The 24341-nt window shown below is 36.1% G+C and carries 26 protein-coding genes and 2 pseudogenes; 14 read left to right on the top strand and 14 right to left on the bottom strand.

Annotated features, from left to right (window positions below; all coding sequences use genetic code 11):
- Window positions 1-141: 141 nt before the first annotated feature.
- The 11 genes and pseudogenes from HX13_RS05175 to HX13_RS05125 form a co-directional block, all read right to left on the bottom strand.
- Entirely contained in the window at window positions 142-1029 is an 888-nt protein-coding gene (locus HX13_RS05175) for an urea transporter (RefSeq protein ID WP_050020182.1), read from the bottom strand.
- 188 nt (window positions 1030-1217) lie between these two features.
- The gene (locus tag HX13_RS05170) at window positions 1218-1919 is read right to left on the bottom strand and encodes a hypothetical protein (RefSeq protein ID WP_050020181.1); all 702 of its coding nucleotides are present in this window, start codon (window positions 1917-1919) and stop codon (window positions 1218-1220) included.
- Between the two features lie 225 nt (window positions 1920-2144).
- Window positions 2145-2921: an urease accessory protein UreD gene (locus HX13_RS05165; RefSeq protein ID WP_238555045.1), complete on the bottom strand. Its 777-nt coding sequence runs from the start codon at window positions 2919-2921 to the stop codon at window positions 2145-2147.
- A 12-nt stretch (window positions 2922-2933) separates the two neighbouring features.
- Window positions 2934-3572, bottom strand: a complete 639-nt coding sequence (gene ureG / locus HX13_RS05160; RefSeq protein ID WP_050020179.1) for an urease accessory protein UreG — start codon at window positions 3570-3572, stop codon at window positions 2934-2936.
- A 145-nt stretch (window positions 3573-3717) separates the two neighbouring features.
- A complete protein-coding gene (locus HX13_RS05155; RefSeq protein ID WP_050020470.1) occupies window positions 3718-4407 on the bottom strand; it encodes an urease accessory protein UreF in 690 nt (229 codons plus the stop codon).
- A gap of 4 nt (window positions 4408-4411) precedes the next feature.
- Window positions 4412-4921, bottom strand: a complete 510-nt coding sequence (gene ureE, locus HX13_RS05150) for an urease accessory protein UreE (protein WP_050020178.1) — start codon at window positions 4919-4921, stop codon at window positions 4412-4414.
- Window positions 4911-5561: a hypothetical protein gene (locus tag HX13_RS05145; protein ID WP_050020177.1), complete on the bottom strand. Its 651-nt coding sequence runs from the start codon at window positions 5559-5561 to the stop codon at window positions 4911-4913. The genes ureE and HX13_RS05145 overlap by 11 nt, the downstream gene beginning before the upstream one ends.
- Window positions 5562-5674: 113 nt before the next feature.
- Window positions 5675-7396 carry an urease subunit alpha gene (gene ureC, locus HX13_RS05140; RefSeq protein WP_050020176.1) on the bottom strand — a complete coding sequence of 574 codons (1722 nt, stop codon included), beginning with the start codon at window positions 7394-7396 and terminating at the stop codon, window positions 5675-5677.
- Window position 7397: 1 nt separating this feature from the next.
- A pseudogene (gene ureB / locus HX13_RS05135) lies at window positions 7398-7767 on the bottom strand (urease subunit beta).
- Window positions 7768-7779: 12 nt separating this feature from the next.
- Window positions 7780-8082: an urease subunit gamma gene (gene ureA, locus HX13_RS05130; protein WP_045499458.1), complete on the bottom strand. Its 303-nt coding sequence runs from the start codon at window positions 8080-8082 to the stop codon at window positions 7780-7782.
- 156 nt (window positions 8083-8238) lie between these two features.
- A complete protein-coding gene (locus HX13_RS05125) occupies window positions 8239-8604 on the bottom strand; it encodes a hypothetical protein (protein WP_050020175.1) in 366 nt (121 codons plus the stop codon).
- Between the two features lie 395 nt (window positions 8605-8999).
- On the opposite strand from HX13_RS05125, the pseudogene pruA reads away from it, so the two are divergent.
- The 7 genes and pseudogenes from pruA to HX13_RS05090 all read left to right on the top strand — a co-directional run bounded on the left by pruA (window position 9000) and on the right by HX13_RS05090 (window position 13705).
- A pseudogene (gene pruA / locus HX13_RS05120) lies at window positions 9000-10626 on the top strand (L-glutamate gamma-semialdehyde dehydrogenase).
- A gap of 694 nt (window positions 10627-11320) precedes the next feature.
- The gene (locus tag HX13_RS05115; protein WP_050020173.1) at window positions 11321-11707 is read left to right on the top strand and encodes a hypothetical protein; all 387 of its coding nucleotides are present in this window, start codon (window positions 11321-11323) and stop codon (window positions 11705-11707) included.
- Window positions 11708-11711: 4 nt separating this feature from the next.
- Window positions 11712-11951: a hypothetical protein gene (locus tag HX13_RS05110; RefSeq protein WP_050020172.1), complete on the top strand. Its 240-nt coding sequence runs from the start codon at window positions 11712-11714 to the stop codon at window positions 11949-11951.
- Window positions 11923-12318, top strand: coding sequence for a hypothetical protein (locus HX13_RS05105; RefSeq protein WP_050020171.1), 396 nt, complete (start codon window positions 11923-11925; stop codon window positions 12316-12318). The genes HX13_RS05110 and HX13_RS05105 overlap by 29 nt, the downstream gene beginning before the upstream one ends.
- Window positions 12319-12361: 43 nt before the next feature.
- Complete coding sequence (locus HX13_RS05100; protein WP_050020170.1) at window positions 12362-12727, top strand: hypothetical protein; 366 nt, start codon at window positions 12362-12364, stop codon at window positions 12725-12727.
- Window positions 12702-13235 carry a hypothetical protein gene (locus tag HX13_RS05095; RefSeq protein WP_050020169.1) on the top strand — a complete coding sequence of 178 codons (534 nt, stop codon included), beginning with the start codon at window positions 12702-12704 and terminating at the stop codon, window positions 13233-13235. Before HX13_RS05100 ends, HX13_RS05095 begins: the two co-directional genes overlap by 26 nt.
- A gap of 254 nt (window positions 13236-13489) precedes the next feature.
- Complete coding sequence (locus tag HX13_RS05090; RefSeq protein WP_050020168.1) at window positions 13490-13705, top strand: hypothetical protein; 216 nt, start codon at window positions 13490-13492, stop codon at window positions 13703-13705.
- Between the two features lie 111 nt (window positions 13706-13816).
- Here HX13_RS05090 and HX13_RS05085 read toward each other — a convergent pair whose 3' ends face one another.
- Window positions 13817-15310 carry a serine hydrolase gene (locus HX13_RS05085; RefSeq protein WP_128572192.1) on the bottom strand — a complete coding sequence of 498 codons (1494 nt, stop codon included), beginning with the start codon at window positions 15308-15310 and terminating at the stop codon, window positions 13817-13819.
- Window positions 15311-15550: 240 nt separating this feature from the next.
- Between HX13_RS05085 and HX13_RS05080 the strand changes: the two genes are divergently transcribed.
- Window positions 15551-15718 (top strand): hypothetical protein, encoded by a 168-nt coding sequence (locus HX13_RS05080; protein WP_238555044.1) that lies wholly within the window; start codon window positions 15551-15553, stop codon window positions 15716-15718.
- 375 nt (window positions 15719-16093) lie between these two features.
- Here HX13_RS05080 and HX13_RS05075 read toward each other — a convergent pair whose 3' ends face one another.
- Window positions 16094-17698, bottom strand: a complete 1605-nt coding sequence (locus HX13_RS05075; protein WP_050020165.1) for an AraC family transcriptional regulator — start codon at window positions 17696-17698, stop codon at window positions 16094-16096.
- A 299-nt stretch (window positions 17699-17997) separates the two neighbouring features.
- On the opposite strand from HX13_RS05075, the gene HX13_RS23440 reads away from it, so the two are divergent.
- The gene (locus HX13_RS23440) at window positions 17998-18495 is read left to right on the top strand and encodes a thioredoxin family protein (RefSeq protein WP_238555043.1); all 498 of its coding nucleotides are present in this window, start codon (window positions 17998-18000) and stop codon (window positions 18493-18495) included.
- Window positions 18461-19159 carry a hypothetical protein gene (locus tag HX13_RS23435; RefSeq protein WP_238555042.1) on the top strand — a complete coding sequence of 233 codons (699 nt, stop codon included), beginning with the start codon at window positions 18461-18463 and terminating at the stop codon, window positions 19157-19159. Before HX13_RS23440 ends, HX13_RS23435 begins: the two co-directional genes overlap by 35 nt.
- A 266-nt stretch (window positions 19160-19425) precedes the next feature.
- On the opposite strand, the gene HX13_RS05065 is transcribed toward HX13_RS23435, so the two are convergent.
- A complete protein-coding gene (locus tag HX13_RS05065; protein ID WP_050020164.1) occupies window positions 19426-20448 on the bottom strand; it encodes a 3-oxoacyl-ACP synthase III family protein in 1023 nt (340 codons plus the stop codon).
- Window positions 20449-20521: 73 nt separating this feature from the next.
- On the opposite strand from HX13_RS05065, the gene HX13_RS25345 reads away from it, so the two are divergent.
- The 4 genes from HX13_RS25345 (at window position 20522) to HX13_RS05050 (ending at window position 24337) form a co-directional block, all read left to right on the top strand.
- Window positions 20522-20755 carry a CorA family divalent cation transporter gene (locus HX13_RS25345; RefSeq protein WP_262483489.1) on the top strand — a complete coding sequence of 78 codons (234 nt, stop codon included), beginning with the start codon at window positions 20522-20524 and terminating at the stop codon, window positions 20753-20755.
- Window positions 20756-20895: 140 nt separating this feature from the next.
- Entirely contained in the window at window positions 20896-21423 is a 528-nt protein-coding gene (locus tag HX13_RS25340) for a CorA family divalent cation transporter (protein WP_262483488.1), read from the top strand.
- Between the two features lie 244 nt (window positions 21424-21667).
- Window positions 21668-23254: a patatin-like phospholipase family protein gene (locus HX13_RS05055; protein WP_050020163.1), complete on the top strand. Its 1587-nt coding sequence runs from the start codon at window positions 21668-21670 to the stop codon at window positions 23252-23254.
- 108 nt (window positions 23255-23362) lie between these two features.
- Window positions 23363-24337 carry a hypothetical protein gene (locus HX13_RS05050; protein WP_050020162.1) on the top strand — a complete coding sequence of 325 codons (975 nt, stop codon included), beginning with the start codon at window positions 23363-23365 and terminating at the stop codon, window positions 24335-24337.
- Window positions 24338-24341 lie beyond the last annotated feature (4 nt).

The following is a 24341-nucleotide window of genomic DNA, read 5'->3' as shown; positions in this document are numbered from 1 at the left end:
TGAACAATGTAAAATGTATTAATGGTTAGATTAGATTGAAGAAATAAGACATTTAAAAAATGAATTGTCAATCATTCGTGAAAGACTTTTAAATCCCATATCTGAACTTTAATTTGGCTTGACAATCCCTGCCTTCAAACGCTATCTTTTTGCTTTAAGAAGTATCTTCCGGATTAAAAGGGTGATCCAGGTTCCTGCTACAAATGGGAAAGTAAATACACCTCCCACAGCATCCAGACAATGATGATCAATCAGAAAGTCATCAATGACTGTTGTTAAAAGAACGGCAATAAGCACCCATAAACCGTCCGTTTTTTTTATCCCTGAAAATACAATAGCAGAAAGAACGGCATTAAAGCCAAATAATCCCATGTGAATCTCCTTAACAGGCTCTCCGTTCAGCTGTGATAATCCGGCACCAAGAATAGATGCTGCCAAACCATACAAAGCGGCTATCGGTGAACTGATAAATACAGCAACAAAGAAAATCATTCCCGAAAGTACTCCTCCCTGGAATATTACTTCACCAAAACCATTGGTACAGGTAAGAAAGTCATCATATTCTGAAGATACTACTTCGGCACTCAGCAGTGCAGACGGTGGAATATGGGTAAAATGATGCAGTGCAAATACCAGTACCCATGTAATCACAATAAAAGGAAAAGTAAATACCGGAATTTTATTCCTGATAAAGAAATGCTGAATAATGGCTGCCAACGCCCCTCCCAATACGATAAGAACCCAGATCAGCAAGGTTGTTTCAAATAGAAAAGCCAATGCTACTCCTACAAGGGCAGCACTGAAACCATATAACCCGGCATTGATTTCAGAACTGTCATATTTCAGCTTCATGGCTATAAAGGTCCCGGCTGCTGTTGAAATTAATACTGCAACACCGCATTGCCAGCTTCCCATAAAAATACCGATAAGAAACAGAAGTCCGGTCCATCTGTTTTCCTGAAGCATAATCTGCCCGACTCCTTTTAAAATGTTATCGATAAAAGGGATTTTTTTAAAAAATTCGTTCATAGTTTTTTTTAATTGTATTAATGATTGTAGTTAGCTGGTAGTAAAGAGACAAAAGGCCTGGAGATGAAAGACATTATAGAGCTTAGAGACCAATAGCAATTTTGTTTTATATGTGAATGATAAATAATAAGGATAGTAATCGTGAACTTTAAATATTCCACTCTCAAGCTCCGGATCCTCCTACTTGTTTACCACCCCAGAAAAACCATCCCGACTCCGCAGACTGTTACCACAGCACCGCTTACCACGCCCATATATCTTTCCAGTTTCTCCGTATTGAATAAGGTTGAATAACCATAGCGCCCTAAAAGCACCATTCCCAACATTGTAAGGACTGTAGTTGCAGTAAAGGAAATAACCAAAACAGCAATTTCAGACATAGAATGTTTTACTCCTGAGTAGAATAATAAAGGAATTAAAGGTTCACTTGGTCCCATTACAAAAATCATAAAGAGGACAAGAGGTGTTACTTTTATTCTTTTCTGAGGCATTACCACTTCACTGTGGTTATGTTCATACACATAAACATCATCACCCATCACATCAAAATGTTTGTGAGGTTTATTTCTGATCGCCTGAATAAGGCCGTACACCAGGTAAACTCCACCAAAAATCAGCAATGCCCATCCCGAGAAATTTCCTCTGATATCCTGAAACCAGGAAATTTTATTAAGCTGCCAGCCCAAAAACACTCCAATAAAACCGAGAATCAGGGAACTCAGAACGTGTCCAAGTCCACAAACCACCGTTAATATTGCGGTTTTCATTCCGCTCCATTTCTTGGATTTTGAGATGACGATGAAAGGCAGATAATGATCTGGCCCTGATGCGGTATGTATGAAACTTATTGAAACGGCACTCAAAAGAAGTGCCCAAACTGTACTATCCATTTTCTATTTTTAATTCCTTTTTTATGTTTTGGCTAAAGCCAATGGAAGATTTTTTATTGACGCGGGCTAAAGCCCGCTTCTACTGAATATTGCTCTCTCAGATTTTGAAGATTACGCTGATAATCAACCTCTTTGGGTGATAAGGCACCATCTAAACCTTATAGGTTTTAAAAACCTATAAGGTTTCATCCTAATCTTCAAATCGAATGAAACTTTTGATATTTTTTATTCCAAAGCCCAAAGGATTTCCTGAACATGCAGGAAAAAGTTGTACATCAACTCTCCCCCATGGCCTAAAGCTCTTACTACAAATCCGTTGTCTTCCATCGCTGAGACTCCGACCTCCATATCTTCATGATGCGGAGCGGCTGCTTCAACGATCTCTTCAATCAATCCGTTTTTATCTACATTTTCTTTGGTACTGTAGAAGATTAAAGTTCCCTGATGGGTATACTGTTCAAGGTTGCCGATACTGCTGATCGGGATCATATCCGGTTGAATCACCACATTATCTTTCACCACAAGTTTGTGGTTATGGTAAATTTCCATGAGATTCTGGAAACGTTTCAGTTTGAAAACCTCGCCATAATGTTTTCTTCCACAGGTAATGATCTCACTGATGATGATCTGGCTGTTTTTGCCGATATGAACATGGGCTTTACTTTTAAAATTAGAATCTTCATGGGGAACGATAGGATGAGGAACATAAGCGAAAGAAGTCTCCTCCTCCATGGTTACATTCAGTTCCTGAAGTGCCTTATCCTTCATATTGAAGAGTCGTTGATACGACTGTGATTGCAGTTGAAGGGAAGAACCTTTTTCCAAGGTAATATCCAGATGATAACGGTCACCGTCCAGGATTCCCGGAGAGGAGCTCATGACCATCTGATAGAGTTTTTTGTCATTTTTTCTCTGCCCAACAGAAACAACCCTGAAAGGAAGTGAGACATAAAGATCTTTCACATAGGATTCTCCACCTTTGAATCCTGCAATTATACTCAAACGACTGTCCATTTATCTTACCAGGTTCGGTTCTTCAATCTCCTCAAGGAGTGCATATTTTTTGATCCACCCTATTACTTTATCCAGTCCTTCATCGGTTTTAAGGTTGGTAAAGACGAAAGGATTTCCTTTTCTCATTCTTCTGGCATCATTTTCCATTACTTCAAGGCTGGCACCTACATGTGGGGCAAGGTCAATTTTATTGATGATTAATAAGTCTGATCTTGTAATACCGGGACCTCCTTTCCTGGGAATCTTCTCTCCTTCTGCAACGTCAATGATGAAAATGGTTACATCGGCAAGGTCGGGGCTGAAAGTTGCAGAAAGGTTATCACCACCACTTTCTATAAGCACCAATTCAATATCCGGAAAACGCGCTGCCAGTTCATCTACCGCCTCAAGGTTCATACTGGCATCTTCACGGATTGCAGTGTGAGGACAGCCTCCTGTTTCTACCCCGATAATCCTGTCATGGGGAAGAAGGCTGTTTTTAGCCATGAATTCAGCATCTTCTTTGGTATAAATATCATTGGTTATCACTCCAAGGTCGTAAGTCCCGAATAATTTTCTGCTTAAACGTTCCAGTAAGGCAGTTTTTCCTGATCCTACAGGGCCTGCCACTCCTACTTTTATATATTTTCTATTTTCCATTTTATTTAAATTTTACTTTGTTTTTATTTTTTTAACGCTGGTAGTGCTAAGATTTAACTGATTGAGAATATTTCGAGATCACAAGGGTATTGCAATCAGCAAAGGATTTTACGTTCTGGTCATTTGCCTTTCATCTCTTCATTTTTTATGACATATAAAGTCTTGAATATAACCTTTCATGCTGCATACATCTGATATCAAAAGCTGTATTACAAAGGCCTACCATATCCCGGTCCATTTCCATTGTTTCCCAAACTGTTTTTTCCATGACAGGATATAAAGCGAATAAGATGTCCTGCCCGTCAAGTTGCCCCAGCGGAACCAGCTTTACGGCATTGGTTATCATTCCTGCCACTGAAGTATAATAGAATCCCAGTAAGGCCTCGTATAAAGGAATTTCCATCAAATATGCATAGACTCCAAATACGATACAGTAATGAGAATTAGCTTCTTTATTCCGAATGGCTTTTTCAAATGCTTCCATGAAAGGAAAGCTTTCTCTTCTTTTGAAAATTTTGATCAGTCTTAAGCCTAATTTCTGGCTCGCCTGGCGGATTTCTTTTGGACATTTTACGGCATTGCACTCATTGTCAAGTGTCAAAAGAGCCTGCAAATCACCTTTTTCCGCTGCTTCATAAGCCAATTTTACGAAAGCTCCGTCGTTGAATTTAAGGTTATACTGAAGCATGTTTTGTACAAACTCCCTGGCAGTCTCTACATTATGAACAATTCTTTCCTGTACATAAGTTTCAAGTCCGTTGGAATGGGTATAACCACCGATCGGAAGTGTGGGATCTGCAAGATGCAGTAATCCTGATAAAAAACTGATGTTCATATGATTATTCATTTTTCGGAGCGGCCATTTTTAAGATTTTAGTAAAAATTGTGGAGCCCAGACTTCCATGTCCGTGAGGTTCTACATTGGATTTCAGAAGATTAAGCAGTTTTACGGATTGTTTTTCCGGTTTAAAACCACTTGCTTCCAGCCATCTGAACATAGGCATTTCAAATGGAAGCAATACTTTATCATCCTGAATAAAAAGCGGAATATGTTTGTTTCCGATTTCATAACATACGGTTCCCATTTCCAATAGAGAACCCGGTGTCATTACGATAGCATCTGTTTCCAGAACATTAATGGCTATCACTTTTTCTGCATCCTCAAAAAGAATATCTCCCTCACGCAGACGCTGGCCTTCTTTTAGAAATTTGATGGCTACATCTACACCATTTCTGGTTTTTTTACGCTGAATTCTTTTGGTGGTTTCAAACCATTCAAGATCCAGATAATCTATATATTTTCCCGTAGTGTTTTCGGTAAGATTTCCTATGGTTTGATTAATGATCATTTTTAGCTGTTTTTTTTCTGAAGTCTAAGTTTTTAGAAATACCAACTCCGAATGTTGAACCACTGATTCCAGCCACATAGCTTTTTGTCCAACCTTCTTCTTTGGTTTTGGTCTGAAGCATTGAAAGTTCTGCAAACTTGAATTTCAAGGCCCAACCCCCACCTAATAATATCCCGATCAAAGGATAAGCACGAAGACGGAACCCGTTAAAGTTCTGCATCTCATCAGCAGTTGTTGCCTGTTGCTGTCCCCAAACATAATGAGCATCTACCTGCCCGATCAATACAAAGTATTTCCCCAACATTAATGAGGGACTGTACCAAATTCCGGCTTCATTCTGTTTATATACAACATCATGATTCACAGAATTTTGAGAATAAGCATAATTAACCCCGATAAGATCATTATTATTGATAAAATATCCAACCCCAAGCGGTGCACTCGAAACGGTACTGCTGCTGTTTGTTGGAGTAGTCACTTTTGAGTAATCCAATGAACCATACAACATAAATTGTCCTTTGGGCCCGTCTTCATCACTCTTCAGCCTATGCCCTCCTAAAAACTGAGCGCTCAGATTTCCTGAAAGCACAGTAATTCCGGCTATGGCAAAGGAAAAAACTGTTTTATTAAAGTATTTCATTCTAAACTTAGTTCTATAATTATTTTTAAATATTGCCTGGTAAATCTTTTTTTGTTGTTAAATAAACCTAACAGGTTTTAAAAACCTGTTAGGTTTTATGGATAAGATTTATCTTAGAACAGGTAATACAACTGTGTTAAGGGAAGTTTTTCCGCCGGTTCACAAGTGATGTATTCACCATCCACTGTTACTTTATAATTTTCAGGATTCACTTCAATTAAAGGTGTCTTATCGTTATGGATAAGGTCTTTTTTACCAATATTTCTACAATTTTTCACCGGAAGGATCATTTTTTCTAATCCGTAAGAAGCGATAGTTCCATTATCTATAGAGATCTGAGATACGAAGTTGGCACAAATACCATACTTGGCTTTTCCGTGGGCTCCAAACATATTTCTGTAGATGATGGGCTGTGGCGTTGGAATAGATGCATTAGGATCTCCCATTTTAGCAGCAATTACAAATCCTCCTTTTACAATCATTTCAGGTTTAACCCCGAATAATGCTGGTTTCCAGATTACCAAATCCGCTAATTTTCCTTCTTCTACAGATCCTACATATTCTGAAATACCATGTGCGATGGCCGGGTTGATGGTATATTTAGCCACATATCTTTTTGCACGGTAGTTATCGTTTCCACTATCTTTATCTTCAGCTAAATCACCTCTCTGCTCCTTCATTTTGCTTGCCGTCTGCCAGGTTCTTGTGATAACTTCCCCTGGTCTGCCCATTGCCTGAGAGTCAGAACTCATGATACTGAAAACTCCCATATCATGCAGGATATCTTCTGCTGCAATGGTTTCAGGACGAATACGAGAATCTGCGAATGCCACGTCTTCAGGAATATTTTTGCTCAAATGGTGACAAACCATCAGCATATCCAGGTGCTCATCGATAGTATTGACTGTGTAAGGGCGTGTAGGGTTAGTAGACGCGGGTAATACGTTTGGATACATGGCAGCTTTAATGATGTCCGGCGCGTGGCCTCCACCAGCTCCTTCCGTGTGGAAAGTGTGGATTACTCTTCCGTTGATGGCTCTCATGGTATCTTCAAGAAATCCACCTTCATTTAAAGTATCGGTGTGGATGGCAACCTGAACATCATATTTATCTGCTACTTTCAAAGCAGCATCAATGGTTGCGGGTGTTGCTCCCCAGTCTTCGTGGATTTTCACCCCTAATGCTCCGGCTTCAACCTGCTCTTCGATAGGTTCTTCTGCTGAACAGTTTCCTTTTCCAAAAAAACCTAAGTTCATTGGATATTCTTCTGCTGCTTCAAGCATTTTCTGCATGTTGAATTTCCCCGGAGTTACTGTTGTGGCATTCGTTCCATCGTTTGGACCTGTTCCTCCTCCGATCATGGTAGTAATTCCGCTGTATAGAGAGGTTTCAATTTGTTGTGGACAGATGTAGTGGATGTGGGTATCAATTCCTCCGGCAGTTACGATATATCCTTTTCCACCGTGGACTTCAGTAGAAGCACCAATGATCATGTTAGGAGATACTCCATCCATCGTATCAGGGTTACCGGCTTTACCGATTCCTACGATTTTACCGTCTTTAATCCCTATATCTCCTTTTACAATTCCCCAGTGATCGATGATTACGGCTCCTGTGATACAAAGATCAAGAACCCCTTCATCTCTTTTGGCGGTAACATTCTGTCCCATACCATCACGTACGGTTTTCCCTCCTCCAAAAACGGCTTCGTCTCCGTAATGGGTGAAATCTTTTTCAATTTCAATAATAATTTCAGTGTCTCCCAGTCTGATTTTGTCTCCGGCTGTAGGACCTAATATATTGGCGTATTGTTTTCTGTCTACGTGTAAGCTCATCTTACTGATTTTTAAAATTTAACTCCTGAACTTTTGCAAGGCTTATTTTTTTCTGATCTTCAGAATCTACCTGTCCATCAACAAGGTTATTGAAGCCCATTGCTTTTTTGGTTCCTCCTATTTCTACCAATTCCACTTCTTTTTCTTCTCCCGGCTCGAAACGTACTGCAGTACTTGCTACAATATTCAGTCTCTTTCCGAAAGCTTTCCCGCGGTCAAAACTCATCGCCTTGTTAACTTCAAAAAAAATGAAAGTGGGAACCTACCTGAATGGGACGGTCTCCTGTATTGGTTACTTTGATTTTGACAGTTTCTCTGCCGTCATTGCAGATAATAGTGCCTTCTTTTACAAAAATTTCTCCTGGTATCATGATAAAATAGGATTAACGGATTGGGTTGTGTACGGTTACCAGCTTTGTCCCGTCAGGGAATGTAGCTTCGATCTGAACATCGTGGATCATTTCTGCCACGCCGGGCATTACATCATCTTTTGTCAAAAGATTAGCTCCTTCCTGCATCAGTTCGGCTACTTTTTTTCCATCTCTTGCTCCTTCAAGCAAAAAGTGACTGATTAATGCGATTGATTCCGGATAATTTAATTTAAGGCCTCTCGCTTTTCTTTTCAGAGCGAGTTCTCCTGCCAGAAATAGCATAAGCTTCTCTGTTTCTCGAGGTGTTAAGTGCATAGTATTTTATTTAAAAATTGGACAAACTATATTCTGTTTGCCTTTCTGAAAAGACAAATAGATCGGTTCAAAAAAATGTAAAAAGGGAAATGATGTTTACGGATCAGTATTACAGAATACAAACCATAACGAATCATTAAAAACTGAAAAATGAGTTTAGCAACCCGCTATTTGCAGGGCATGATACAGAATGTACCTTGGTGCTGTAATATAAATACGGTTTTGAACGACCGCAACCGGAGTATTAAAAGTATATTTCGCAAAGAAGTAATTGAGCCACTGCTGTGCAAGTATTGAATAATCAAATTTCACTTTCTCCCAGTCATTGGAATCCTGTACATCCTGCCCATCTGAAAAACTATAGATTTCAGGCTGGGTCTGCTGATCCGATTTTTGCTGAAGAAGATGGATTTTTGATAAAAGATCGGAGTATGGTTGAGCCTTTACCTTATGTACAAAAAGACCTGTACACAACGCTGAGAAAAATATCACAAAAGAGAAAAATAGGACTCTTTTTTTCATACTGTTAATAATGTGTAAAATTAGACTAATCTGTAATCACAGGCTATCAAAAAAATTATTTAAAATGTTCAAAATCGCAACAAATATAATTTTAACTAAATTTTACATTTCATCATAAATACCTTATTTACAGCACTTAACAGCTATTTATGAACTATGACAAATATTACATTGTCCTTATTCCTGTAATTATATCAGCACAACATTACTTTTCTTTTGTGCAAAGGATTGAACGGATGTATTAAATATTTATAACATTTTACCATTAAAAAAGCATTTTACATTCTTAATCAGCTCAATAATAAGTTTATTTACAAAAATACGCTGCATTTTTTCTTTCCTTATAAATATCGTAAATTTGTATATACTTTAATTAAAAAATAATACAACGTAATATGTCAAAAGCAATTTCGCAAGTACCATTAGCGGTAAACGAGCCGGTAAATTCTTATGAGCCGGGATCTCCGGAAGTTAAAAGCCTTATCAGTACTTATAAAAAGATGTGGGCTGAAAAAGTGGAAATTCCAATGATCATCAACGGAAAGGAAGTAAAGACCGATAAAAAAAGTACAGCTTCAGTCTCCTCAGGATCATGCTCACGACTTCGGATTCTATTACCAGGGTGGTATGCAGCATGTGGATGACGCAATCAATGCGGCATTGGCAGCTAAAAAAGAATGGAATGAACTAGGTTGGGAACAACGTGCAGCCATTTTCCTAAAGGCAGCTGACCTTTTAGCTGGCCCTTACAGAGATGTGATTAATGCAGCAACGATGATCGGACAATCTAAAAACGTACACCAGGCTGAAATTGATTCTGCCTGCGAGTTCATTGATTTCTTAAGATTCAATGTAGAGTTTATGACAGAAATGTATGCTGAACAGCCTGTTTCTGACAATGGTATCTGGAACCGTGTAGAATACAGACCATTAGAAGGATTCTGTTTTGCAGTTACTCCGTTCAACTTTACAGCGATTTCAGGGAACCTTCCTACCTGTATGGCCATGTTAGGAAACGTGGTGGTTTGGAAGCCTTCTGATAAGCAGATCTATTCCGCAAAAGTAATCATGGATGTGTTAACTGAAGCAGGTCTTCCTGCAGGGGTTATCAACATGATCTTTACAGACGGAAAAGAAACGGCTGAAAAAGTATTGGCTCACCCTGATTTTGCAGGTCTTCACTTCACAGGTTCCACAAGAGTATTCCAGGGAATGTGGAAAATGATCGGTGATAATATCCATAACTACAGAACCTATCCAAGAATCGTTGGAGAAACCGGTGGTAAAGACTTTGTCATCGCTCACCCGTCTGCCAACGTAGAAGCAGTAGCTACTGCATTGGTAAGAGGAGCTTTCGAGTACCAGGGACAAAAATGTTCTGCTGCTTCAAGAGCTTATATTCCTAAGTCGCTTTGGGCTGATGTGAAAAAAGTAATGGAAGCTCAGATGAGCACGATCAAAATTGGTTCTCCTGAAGATCCGTCTAATTTCATAAACGCTGTAATCGATAAAAATTCTTTCGAAAAATGTAAAGGATATATCGACAGGGCTAACGCTTCCGGTGAAGCTACTGTAGCTATTGGCGGTAAATATGATGATTCTAAAGGATGGTTTGTACACCCAACAGTTATTGAAACAACAAACCCACAATATGAGAGTATGATAGAAGAGATCTTCGGACCTATTTTATCTGTTTATGTATATGAAGATCAGGACTGGAAAGAAACCTTAAAACTTGTTGATTCTTCTTCTCCTTATTCATTGACAGGTTCTGTGTTTGCACAAGACCGTTATGCAATTAATGAAGCTTTTAAAGCATTGGAAAATGCTTCAGGAAACTTCTACATCAATGATAAACCTACAGGTGCTGTAGTAGGACAACAGCCTTTCGGTGGTGGCAGAGCTTCAGGAACAAATGACAAGGCAGGTTCTAAAATGAACCTTCTCAGATGGACTTCCGTAAGAAGTATCAAAGAAACTTTTGTTTCTCCAAAAGATTACAAATATCCATATCTGGGATAATCATAAGTAATAAAACAGGTAATGAATAATGATTACCTATTTTTCAATACAGCCTCGGAATTTCGATTCCGGGGCTTTTTAATATCAAATAATCCATGACATTTCTATTAAAATTTGACCTTTGATATTATTTTTTTATCTATATTTAGTGATATATACTCAATATTACACAAATATATGATGGAAAAAAAAGTTTCAAACTCTGAAAGGAGCTGGAGGCTTATATAGCGCATAATGAAGTTTTAGACAGCTTTTGTTGTAATATAATCTTAATAAGAATATATCATGATGAAAAAATTTAATCTATTAAAACTATTAGTATGGCTATTATAAAAAAAAGCAAAAAAATATCAATATACAAGTTACCAATAATTATACTTCAATAAGCAAAGTATCTCATGAAGAATCAGAAAAGGTAATCATTGAAGCTACCAAACAAAACCTGGAATTATCCAGTCAAAAAAAGACCATATTACAAGGTTTTGGAAAAGACGGAACAACAGATGATGGAAATACAGAAAAAAATGAAAAAAAATGTTATTGTAATAGGGATTTTACACCTAATGAAATAAAGGACATTGTCATTGCATTAAGAAAGGGGGAAATTATAGGCAGTACAGTCAGGAAAACAATTGAAGAAGTAAATGGTATAAAGAAAACTGTTTTCAAAAAAGTTTCTTTAAGTGTTTATGACATGATTAACACTAAAGATTTATTATTTGCAAATCAATCAGACATAAAAAGAGCGGAACATTTATCAGTGGATGATTCAACTTATGAAAAAGTTACAGATATCATAAACAAATTGCTTAAAACCTATGATATAAATAGTTGTATTAGAAAAATTCATTTTATTGCCCAAGCCTATCATGAGTCTCATAGATTTAGGGCTACATTTGAAGGAAGGACAGAAGCAAATACTCCATCAAATTATAGTGGTGGTTATCATTTTCAAGGAAGAGGTTTTATGCAACTCACTCATGATTATAATTATGTAAAATATTACAATAAGGTTTATGGCACCAAAGAAAATTTAAAAAATAAAAAAATTTTATACCGAGAAACTTATTCCTTTTGCTAAATTATTGGTAACAAATATTGAATATGCATTTGATTCTGCCGGATGGTATTGGAAAAACGATGATGAAGTTAATGCTATCGGAGTTAATATGAATCTAGCTGCAGATCAAGATAACACCTTATATGTATCTCAAGGAATTAATGGAAAAGTAAGATCGCCTAATGGTTTAAAAGAACGAATTAAATATGTAGCAGACCTTAAAGAAATTATGAAATATGAAAATTGTAGCAATAAGAAAAATTAAACTTTTTTATTTTCTGATTTTTATTCTGATTGGAATTATTACTAATGCCCAAAAGATACAGATATGGAATAAAAAATTAAACAAAAATATCATATTACACCAGAAAGTAAGTAACGATAGTACATGGTTACTCATAGATAAAAAAGAAAATAAATGGCTGGGGAAAGATGTAAATATAAAAACTGTAAATTACTGGAATAACGCCCCAATAGACATCACCGCCAATTGTAAGACAAATATTTTAGTAATTAAACGAACTTTTTTAGGGAATAGTATTGTGGGTGATAAACTCTATTTCAGAAAAAACAAGAATAAATATTATTTCCATTCTCTTAAAGAATTTGAACAAAAGAAAAATATAGACTGAAATCAGAAATTAGAACTGGAAAAAACATTCCAAAATTGAAAACATGATGATTAAAGCATTCATTGCTCTATTTTTACTGGCTTTTCATTTTACCTATTCTCAAAATATTGTAGGCAATTATTCTTGTAGTGAATCTAAATGCAAACTCAGCTTAAAAATAGAATCTAACAATCATTTCTCCTTTAATACAAGTAAAAATAAAAGAATAAAAGGAATTGTAAAACTTTCCAAAGAAGATCATGTAACTTATCTGGATTTGGGAAATGGCATAAGTGCAATGTTTGATAAGGATACCATCTCTATTCAAAACTCAGGAAATTCTATGAATCCTTTTGTACGTTTTAAGGAATGTAATGAAATGTATATTCACTTAGTGAAAAAGAATGAACTGTATACTTCTAAAAAGTAAAATACTTGTGCTCCTACTATTATCCTTATTTAGTAATGCACAATATCAGATTATTGCTAAAAAGGATTTAAATTTAGATAAATCTCAGGATGTTATTTATAAAGATTCTATAACCAATAACTTGGTATTTGAATATGCAAAAAATAATAAGAACAAGAAAAATGATACAATATCTTTTTTCTCAAATTATAAAGCAGAGTCAGGGAGCGTAAATATCAACGTAATAAAAAATGTTATCCATATTAAATTTACATATGCACCAAAGTATCTTGACTTTGATATATTGTATTTTAGCTATGATAAAGTTAAAATGGATTGGTTTTTAACTTATCTTTTAAGTTCAAGAACGAATCCCTTAAGTGAAAAACTAATGACTGAAAAATGCCAATACAAGATACCTAGAAAAATGAATGTATCTTTAAAAAACAGCAACTTCGATGAAGTTCAGGAAAAGTTATTGGATAATAAAAAATATATTATAAAATGTTCAAAGCAAAATCTAGAATAATAAAGGGTTTTGGACTTATTATGTAGTTGATAACTTTATTTCAAAAACAAGAATAACTATTATTTCCATTCTCTTAAAGAATTTGAACAAAAGAAAAGTATAGATTAGAAATCTAATGACATTGACATGTGTTCAATAATAAACAGAACTAAGCCTAACATATTTTAACAAACTTTACCTTTTTTTTACCATTTATAAACCTTATTAGGAATAATTGTTGATTTTTTTCTAACACACCCCAAAATAAAATAGTTATGAAAAAGTTTTTGCTGACAGCCATTGGAATAGGAATATTTGCAGTGAGTTGTGGAACCAAAGAATCGACAATGTCAACGGGTAACCGTGATTCAGCAGCAGCAGAGCAAGCGAGAAAAGCACCTGCTACCACTGATACGATGAATACAAAACAGGTCCTTCCTGATACCATCAAGACAAAAATAGATTCCATGGCACAGACTCCTGTCAAATAATTAATATAAACGTTTAACTTAAAATGGAAAATCCGCAGATGAAAGCTCTGCGGATTTTTTATTTATTTTAGTTTTTTTATAGTAGGCTTACAACATAAAGCATCTACAGTACTATTTTATTTTCCTGAATGTAATTCCACCGTGCATATCCATAGTAACTCCATTGATGTCTCCTTTATCATCCAGGGTAAAATTAAAATCGAAATCAGGATTCATTTGCTGTGGAACTTCTTCTGTTAATTCTGAAGCAAAAAGGTCATACTGCCGGTGCATCAATAGAAATTTGAAAGTTGGAAAACGGACGTACAGGTTATTTCCTCCTTTAACAATCGTTAATGTTCCATATCCTTTATTAAAATACTCACCGCAATATAAATCAAGATCATGGGTTGGCTTTTTCTTTTCATTGATAGCCGTCCGGATTCTTTTATGCGGCTTGGCAATATCACCTATACTCTTTTCATAGGAATAAGGTTTGCCATGATCTAACCCAAGCATACGGATTGAAATCATATTGGCAATGGTATTGGATATATCGGAATTCTGCTGATTGCTTAAAACGGCTATCCCCAGTTTTTCAGCCGGAAATAGAAAAATATTAGAATTGAAGCCTGATACTCCTCCAGCATGCCACACCTTATAATGACCTTTGAAAACCTGAGTAAGCCAACCATACCCGCAACCAAACAGGTAATTTTTGGCATCCGGACTGGCCGGAGGAGCGCCATCAATCATGACTTTGGCACTCATTGCATTTCTTATGTATTCTTTTGAAATAAGCTCTTGTTTTTCAAAACTTCCATAGTTTAACCAAAGTCTGATCCAGTTGGCCAAATCAGCTGCAGAACTGTTAACCGCAGCTCCCGGTTTATCATTTTCAGGTCTCTGAAACAGTACTTTCTCAATATTTTTTTGGTAAAGTCCATACGGGTAGGAAAAATCAGGCTGTGTTATCATTTCATCGACAGATGTGCTACTATGATCCATCTTTAAAGGAACAAAGATTTTCTGTCTGATAAGATCATCCCAGCTTTTACCATTTACCTGCTCTGCAATAGCTCCCAGCATGAGATATCCAAAATTGCTGTATTTCCAGCTATTTTTAGGTTCTCCATTTTCTTTGATAAAGGGAAGTCTTTGCATCAGATCTATACGTTTAGATGCGGGAAAGAAAATGTAGGTTCCATCTATACTCCCCAATCCGCTTCTGTGTTCCAGTAAATCTTCGATTGTGATGAGATTGTTCATTCTATCTGTAGAAAATGTCAGGTAAGGAATATATCGTGAAGGTTTATCCTGAATGGATATTTTCTTTTCACTTTCCAACATACCTATTAAGGCGGATGTAAATGATTTGGTATTGCTTCCGATGCTAAAAACGGTATTGGGAGTTACGGGAAGTTTATTTTCATAATCCCTGTATCCATAACCTTTAGAATAAGTGACCTCATTATTTTTGACAATTACTATGGATATTCCTACAGCCTGATAATCTTTCATGATGGCATTGATCTCTTCATCAATTCCCTTAAGGTTTTCTTTTGGCTCCTGGCTCAACGTAAAAGTGTATAATAGCAGGGGCAGCAGGTAAAGTATTTTTTTCATGGTTTTATTTTTTAAGATCAACTGAGTATTGTTCTCTTTATTTTTTCATTGATGATTTGATATGCATAGCATCATATTTTTTCACTCCTCTTATTACATTAAAAACAATTTTATCATAATATGGATCTGATCATCAATAAAAATATTAATATTTTACTATATTTGATTAGACTAACATCAAAAAAAATAAAAATAGTATGAAAAAAAATCTGGATAGTAGCTGTATCAGGTCTTCTTTTCTTGGGAAGCTGTGCTCAAAATAAAGAAAAGAGAGAAGAGTTTAAAGATGAACACAATAAAGAATCTTTGCGAAACAAAATGGGAGATTCAGCTGTAGCTAATTCTGAACCGGCACCCATCGCTGCCGATACCTTAAAAACAAAAACAGACAGTGCCCGTCATAAATAAACCACAAATCCACAGATATTCTGTGGATTTGCACTTAAAAAAAACTTGACTGAAAAAAAACCGGGCAATCAGCCCCGATTGTATGATGTTTCCCTTGGTATAATTCAGATATACAAAAGGTATTATATCTCAAAATAATGAATAATTACCAGCTCCTTATTAAATTTATAGCTGATTCCCTTGTTCTGCTATCTCAGAAATAGCTATTCTTCAAATAAGGAAATACCAAGAGAGTGATGATGATCATAGTTCCGTAAGATTGGCGCAAAGATAGGTTAGCAGACTGCTTAAGAGAAATAATAGGTTATCCATTTTCATGAAAATAGTAAGATAGAGTTAAAAAAAATAACTAATTTTTTAATTATTTTCAGGAAATTAACCATTTTTAGCTGATTGATTTTCAGCTTCAAGGTATTTAATATAGGCTGAAGGAGAGAAATCAGTAACAGCTTTAAATACGGTTGCAAACTTGCTGTGGGAAGAAAAACCACATTCATCAGCCAGAATACTTATTTTATATTGTCTGTATTTTTCATCATTAATCAATTTATCTACAATATAATTGATTCTTAACCGGTTGATGTACGTTTTAAAGTCAGCATTTTTATGCTTATTAATCACATAGGAAAGATATTTGGTATTGGTGCTGAGTTCACCGGCCAGAAAAGAAAGAGACATTCCTTTACTGTTATAAAGGTTTCCTTTTTCAAAGCTTTCGAGAAGTTCAAGCAATTTGGATTCTGTTTCGGAGGTCATCAGGGATTCGTTTCTTTTTCGGTCATCCTCACTGTCTTTTTCATCTATTTCCTCTACTGAAATATTGGAAAATTCCAGGTTATCTGCTTTTTTCAGCACCTGTCCGCTATTGGCTATGGGTTGTAAACGGGCTCTTATAATATTCCTGAATTTTGAGTATTGTCTTTTCTGCCTGGTTCTAAAGAAAGTGATCAAACCAACTAAGGATACCAACAAAACTATAATGGTTGTATTTTTAACGATATTGAGTCTGCTCTTTTTGTTATTCTTATTTTCTGAAGGCTCCAGGTTTTTCAATACAAATCCGTGGTTACGGGCCGAAATACTATCGTAGGCCCTTACATATTTCACAGCATATAAGGAAGCTTTAAAATTATCACCGGTTCCTTCATAGTAATCATTAATATTAGAATAAACAGCTTTTTTCAGTTTGATGCTTCTGGATGTATCAGCAATTTTCTCAGCTTTTTTAAGATATAGTTCAGCATCTTCCCAGTTTTTTTGTTTCAGGCGGATTCCCCCCAAACCATTATAAACCAGGCCCAGAATGCAGCTTCCCTTTGTAAGAAGTCTTTCAGCTTTCCGGTAATAGTTTTCAGAAACAGCATAATCATTAAGCTTAAAATACACATCGCCCAACAACTGATAGGAAGCCGCTTCGGTCCTGTCTTCATTCTGGGTGTTTATTTTCTCAAAACACTTCAATGAAACTTCAATATACCGTATAGCCTCTGAATAGTTTCCCTGCTCCATTTCATAGTAAGCCATTTCCTGGTTGAGCAGCCCTGCCATCTCATGACTCTTGTGTCTATCACTGATCTTTTGGGAAGCTTCTAATCCTTTTACAATATATTTTTTTGATCTTTCATGAAGACCTACCTGGCGGTACTGCCTGGCCAGGAGCCTGCTCACATAAGCCATCCACTCCTGGTCATTCATCTGATTGATGAGAGAGTACGCATTTTCACTATAACAGATTGCTTTTTTAAAATCTCCGCCAAAATGGTACAATTCTGAAGAAAGTATAAGACTCTTTACCTTTTCCAATGGTTCTTGTGCCGATATATAGAGAGAATCAGCAGTTCTGATTGCTTTTGGTAAATCTTTATGGGAAGTAACAACAGAGGTTCTTTCACAGATCTGATCGAAATTATTCTTTTTTTGTCCTAATAAGGAGTTTGCTGTGACAAGCAAAAACAAAAGCTGCAGTAAATTTTTAGACATAAAAAAACAAATTATTATTTTTATAATAATTCATCATTTCTTCTCTGGGTGTCTTTTTGTTTTTTACAAAACTACTAATATTTTATTTTTTATTAAAATATTCAACTGTAATTTAATCATTTAAACTAAAATAGCCATTTATGTTAATTTTAATAATAAGCTCAAAATAATAAATGATCATCTTTCCTATCAGATATACTCTGTCATAAAATCAACCTTCCCAAAGAATTATTTTTAATCTGATCAACTTAATTGTCATCATATTTATTACATTTGTAGTGAATGAATAAAAAGTTTTTATGAAAAAAATAGCATTATTTTCTTCTTTATTGATAGGAGCCCTGGCGCTGGCACAGGGAATCAAATTTGAAGACAGTAACTTTGCCACTATCCTGGCGAAAGCAAAAAAAGAAAACAAACTGGTATTTGTAGATGCCTATGCCTCCTGGTGCGGACCATGTAAACTGATGGTAAAAAATATTTTCCCCCTTCAGAGTGTGGGTGATTATTACAACTCACATTTCATTAATGCTAAAATTGATATGGAAAAAGGAGAAGGAATAGCCCTTGCAAAAAAATATAATGTAAAGGCATTCCCAACTTATTTATTTATCAATGGAGATGGTGAAGCTGTCCACAGAACATTAGGATACGTGGAGGAAAAAGACTTTATCCAGTTTGCAAAGGATGCAGAAGATCCTAACAAAAGGCTTACTGCTTTAAAGCAAAAATTTGAAAACGGTGAAAAAGATCCTGAAATTTTTGAAAAATCTTGCAGGACTTACCATGTACAATGATGCTGATTTTGCAGGAAAAGTCATGAACCGTTATTTCCAGCAAAAAACAACACTTGATCAGGAAGATATTCAGATGTTGCTTTCAGGTACCCAAAGTACAGACAGTCCTCTGTATACCATTTTCCATGAAAAGAAAGCCGATATCATAAAGTTTCTTCCTGAAGATAAGTATGAAAAATTCGATAAGAACATAAAGCTGAATACTGTTGCCAAAAAGGCCTATAACGCGGATACAAAAACCTGGAATGATAATTATTTTATGACTGAAGCCCAGAAATTCTTAAGCAAAGAAGAAGCTGAGAAGATCTATAAAAGAATGAAGGCTAACAGGGCATTAAAGAATAAGGATATTCCTGCGTACGAAAAACTGATCCTTGAGTTGTATAAAGATACTTCTGCTGCAAGCTCTGAAGAATTGAATTCCCTTGCATGGAACTTCTTTGAAAATGTAAACAATAAGGCTTCTTTGGAAAAAGCTATTGCCTGGGCGCAGGAATCTGTAAAGAAAGACCAGAACTACGCCAATACAGATACACTGGCTAATCTTTACAATAAAATCGGGGATAAGAAAAATGCCAAACTATGGGCTGAAAAGTCTATTGAGTTGGCAAAAAGCACCGGAGAGGATTTTTCAGACACTGAAAAATTACTGAAAAGCTTATAATAATATAAAAAGCAAAAACCGCAGGAGACTCTGCGGTTTTTTTATTGTATAAATCCCCTTAGCTCTTAGATTTTGTTTCTAATTTTAAGATATCGGAAAATGATTCTGTCTTCAACACAATGCTTTTAACTTAAAATACTAAAGTGTTCAAAACTTTTGAGACTTTGTGGTGGAGTTCTAACCACTGATGACACAGATTGACACAGATGTTTACGGATAGCTTTTAGTACACAAATAAAGCAAATACAGTGATTCGTTGTCTTCTATTAATATTCAAAAAGGACACTTCCCCATGTAAACCCGCTTCCGAAAGCAGAAAGAAGCACCAGATCCCCTCTCTTAATTTTTCCCTGTTCGATCGCCTCGCTTAAAGCAATTGGAATAGAAGCAGCTGTAGTATTCCCGTATTTCTGGATATTATTAAATATTTTATCATTCGGTAAACCAAACTTCTCCTGAACAAACTGTGCAATTCTCAGGTTAGCCTGATGTGGAATAAACATATCCAGATCCTCAACAGTCTTTCCGGCTTTATTAAGCGCTTCCATCATCGTTTCCGGGAATCTTGTGACTGCATGCTTGAAGACAAAGTTTCCATTCATAATCGGGTAAACTTCTTTATTCGTCACATGTTCAGGTTCTTTTCTCATTCTGTCACTCCATCCGAATTTAGAACCAGGGAACTGCGTGCACAACTCATCTGCATATTTTCCCTCAGAATGCATATTTACAGCCAGAATATCTCCTGCATTTTCATCTTCAGTTGCAGAAAGTACAACGGCTCCTGCCCCATCTCCGAAAATTACAGAAACCCCTCTTCCTTCGTCAGAAAAATCTAATCCGAAAGAATGAACTTCTGCTCCTACAACAAGTATATTTTTATAAGTCCCGGATTTAATGAATGCATTGGCGACACTCATAGAATATACAAACCCGGAACACTGGTTTCTTACATCTAATGCTCCGATGGTATCACAGCCTAACATATCCTGCAGCAATACTCCACATCCGGGAAAATAGTAATCGGGAGAAAGGGTTGCAAACACAATATAATCTATATCTTTGGGAGTAAGACCTGCATTCTCAAGCGCTTTTTCAGCAGCCTTACAACCTAAATATGCAGTGGTCTCCTGGGAATCATTTCTGTTTTTTCTGTGTCTTCGTTCCTTGATGCCTGTTCTCTCTGTAATCCATTCATCATTAGTAGTCATTAGTTTGGCTAAATCATCATTTGTAACAACGTTATCTGGAACATAAAATCCCACACCTTTTATTGTACTTTTAATCATATAGTTTTATAATTTTGGCAAAGATAGAACTTATTTAACACATAGTATTTCAAAATATTAGTATTTTTACTTTATGCCAATTGATACAATATACAGAAGCACCCACTGCGAATGGGTAGATGTAGAGGCTCCTACTGCAGAAGACCTGAAATTCCTTCATGAACGATATGAAATCAACAATCTTCTTCTGGAAGACACCATAGATCCCAATCACCTTCCGAAATATGAAGAAGATGGTAGTGTGAAATTTTTCCTTCTTCGTGAAAGCACGGAACTGGAACGAAAAAAACCTCAACACAATCAGTGATATCAGTACAAAAATTGCGATTTTTTTGCTGGACAAAACGATTATCACCATTCACAGGATGAAAACCAGGAGTATTTCTGAAACGAAAAAAAAAGCTTACAGGATCACAGGAAGAAACAACTCCGGAAAAAGTTGCGTTAATGATTGCCATCTTAATTATGAAAAGTTTTGATGATGAATCTATCAGCCTGCTGGAAACTATGGATAATATTGAAAATGAAATCTTCCTGAAAAACACCAATCATACCAGCCAGATCAGAAGGTTGTACAAGCTGAAACGAAAATCGGGACTCAATTCCCGGGTTCTGGTTATTTCTACGGATGCCATTGATAAATTCAAATTATTAAATTTACAGGATTCCCAGATTGTTGACTTAAAAGACAAGCATAAAGATGTAGTTGCGGATTTTGACCATTTAAACGCCCAGATTACCAACCTTATTTCCATGTTTCTTGCACTCTCTGATCAGAAAGCCAATCAGGTGATGAAAGTTTTGGCTATTTATTCAGTATATTTTTTACCGATAACATTCATCGCCGGGGTTTACGGGATGAATTTTGATAATATGCCTGAGCTTCATCACAAATATGGCTATTACTTTACGTTAGGAGGTATGGCACTGGTTGTTATCAGTACGTTTATTTATGTGAGACGCAGACAATGGTGATTTTTACAGATAGATTCTATATTTCTCGCAGATTCACTGATTACGCAGATGATTATTGAATATCGTGCCTAATCTTATTGATCTTAAGTAACAATCTCTGATTTTTTCTTTGTCATCAATCCTGGCTATTAACAATCTTTAATAAACAGGTTTAGGGTGTCCAAATAAATAGTAATTTAGAGATTGCTTCTCCTATGGTTCGTAATGACCTGTAAAAACGATTACAAGCAAAAAACTTAAGCCTATGAAAACTGAAACCCTTAATAAAATTCTGGAAGATGATTCCCTTTCACAGGCGTCTAAAGACAAGCTTGCTGCTTTGCACGGGAATATTTCTGCCAAAGAATTTTCTGATCTGTTGGATGCGGAGGGCAATCAGTATATAGAATTTGTACAGGAAGGAGGCGGTGTCTGGGGAAGCGCCCTGGTAGGTTATCTTTATGGATTGGAAATCTTCGGGATCCGATTTTTGAAAGTAGCGGGAACCAGTGCCGGAGCCATCAATACCATGCTTATTGCAGCCTGCAAAACAAAGGAAGAGCCTAAAAGTGAGCTAATCAAAGAAATTCTGTTCAGCTGGGATTTTGCTGATTTTATGGATGGGAAAACGTATGTAAAAACAACGCTGCATGCGATGCTCAACAATAAAAATTTCTTCAGGATCAATGCTATCATTGCAGTTATTTTGTTCATTATTCTTATCAGCATCCCCTTTGCTGCTCCCTCAGAAAGCATTCTGAGTGCAAAACTAATGTTTTTAATCCCTTTGATTCCGGCAGTTATTCTTTTTTTCTGCATCAAAAAATTATACAACAATTTCAGAAAAGAGAACAGCGGGCTTAACCCGGGAAATGTTTTTCTGAATACGATGAAAACAGCTCTGGATAGCTTTGGAATCAAAACGGTAGCAAATCTCAATGAAAAGTTTATACAAAAAGAGTATGGCCTCAACCTCAGCTACCGGTATGGGAACGGACAGGAATATTATAACCTTACTTTAGCGGGTATTGAAAAAATCAAAGCTAAAAATCTGGAACATATTGATCAGACAAGATATAAGATTTTTTATGACAGTGCAGTTAATAATGATTATTATAAAAACAATCCATTTTATCTCCTCCGGTCGGAATATGTTATCATTACTACGGATATCAATGCCAAAATAAAGGTAGAGCTGCCTACTATGGCTAATTTATACTGGTCTGAAGAGGAACTGAAACACATAAGCCCGGCAGAATTTGTGAGGGCATCCATGTCTGTTCCTTTTTTCTTTGAGCCTTTTCAGAAAAGAATTAATAAGGATGAAGATTCTGTGAAGTATGCCTGGAAATTCTGGATGAATACCCAACAGGAAAACATTAATCCTGTGGGAGTTTTTATTGACGGTGGCAGCATTTCCAATTTTCCTATTGATCTGTTTCATGCTGATGAAGTTTTTTATCCCAGAATGCCTCTTTTCGGGGTACAGCTGACAAGTGATTCTGATCTTCTTTCTGAAAAGGGAAAAACCAGCGGGGAAATCCTTAAAACTCCTTTCAGCTACGCCGGAAATATTATCAGTACTTTAAAAGGGTTTAATGATAAAACCTTTCTTACCAAGCATAGTTTCTATCGTTTATACAGTATACAAACCGTCAATTGTGGCACCAGCAGCTGGCTGAATTTCTTTATGAAGCAGGAAGAGAAAGAGGATCTTTTCAACAGAGGCTTTCAGGCAGCCCTTGACTTCCTTAATCAATTTGACTGGGAAAAATACAAAGATGAACGCATGATGCTTACCATGAAGGAGAAAAAAATACTGAAGGAAGAGGATACACCGACGGTGGGGTAAGTTTTTTTTAAGTATTTTAGCCCAAAGAATCAACAGAGGTTTGAATAATGACGTGAACCGTTCACAAAAAATTCGGAACAAATCTGGATTCACGAAAACTTACACACCATGGAGATACAAAATTCATTGAAAAAAGAAACAACTGAAAGGCTTGCTTATCTTTTTTTCATGGACCAGTATTATTACTCAAAAGAATACCTACAAGCAGTCCGGGAAGAATTACAGGACAGGAATTACAATTTCAATAACCTGAATGAACATTTATACATCCGATATTTCATGGAAGATCTGTATATAGGCTGGAGAAAGGAAGCAAAAAGAATGTTTGCAGAACTTTCCGCCAATGGATGGACCTATCAACAGCCGATATATTATAAATATTCATGGGGTTCTTTTACCATGAAAGGATTCCATACGGATGCTCATGAGCTATTGCATTCCATTCTGAACAAATATTTGAATATATACGGGGAAACCTGCTCTTCCTGTGGAAGCAAAAAACAAGTGTCCGGATCATTGGAAGAACCTTTATGCAGAAAATGCGAACTTAAAATACTAAAAAAGAGACGAATCAAAAATATCAATAAGTTTGGTTTCACTTATTATCGTAACAAGTTTCAACATGTTTTATGGACAGAAATCAAAAGAATAGAATTTGTGGTCACTGATGATCATTCTTTTGGTATTACCTTGAGCAAATTAACCGAGAAGGAAGAGCTGGAAAAAGAATACGATGAACATGATACAATCTCATTCCATAGTGATTCCTGTAATTTCTTCAAGCTGGTGACAAAGATTCCAAAAGAACTGCTTACGGAGCATCAATACAGGGAAATCCATAATATTTGCAATCATTTTGAAAAATGTATGGTCTGTCATCGAAAATCGGTGTTTGACGACCAATGTCTCATTTGCAGAAATAAAATAAGTTTCATTGAGTCTCCCAGCTCAAAAAGCCTGGAACGTTTCAAAACCAAAGCCGGAATATTGGCGTATAGGCAAAAAGATTTCAAAAGAATGTTAAAAGTGCTGCCCGCGTACAAATATTCTTACGAAACCGACTCTTTTTTCAAATCAAAATAACGGC

The sequence above is a fragment of the Chryseobacterium sp. P1-3 genome, assembly GCF_000738495.1.
GTDB lineage: Bacteria > Bacteroidota > Bacteroidia > Flavobacteriales > Weeksellaceae > Chryseobacterium > Chryseobacterium gallinarum.
The sequence above is the reverse complement of the archived record's forward strand: the minus strand, read 5'-3'. Positions and strand labels throughout refer to the sequence as shown.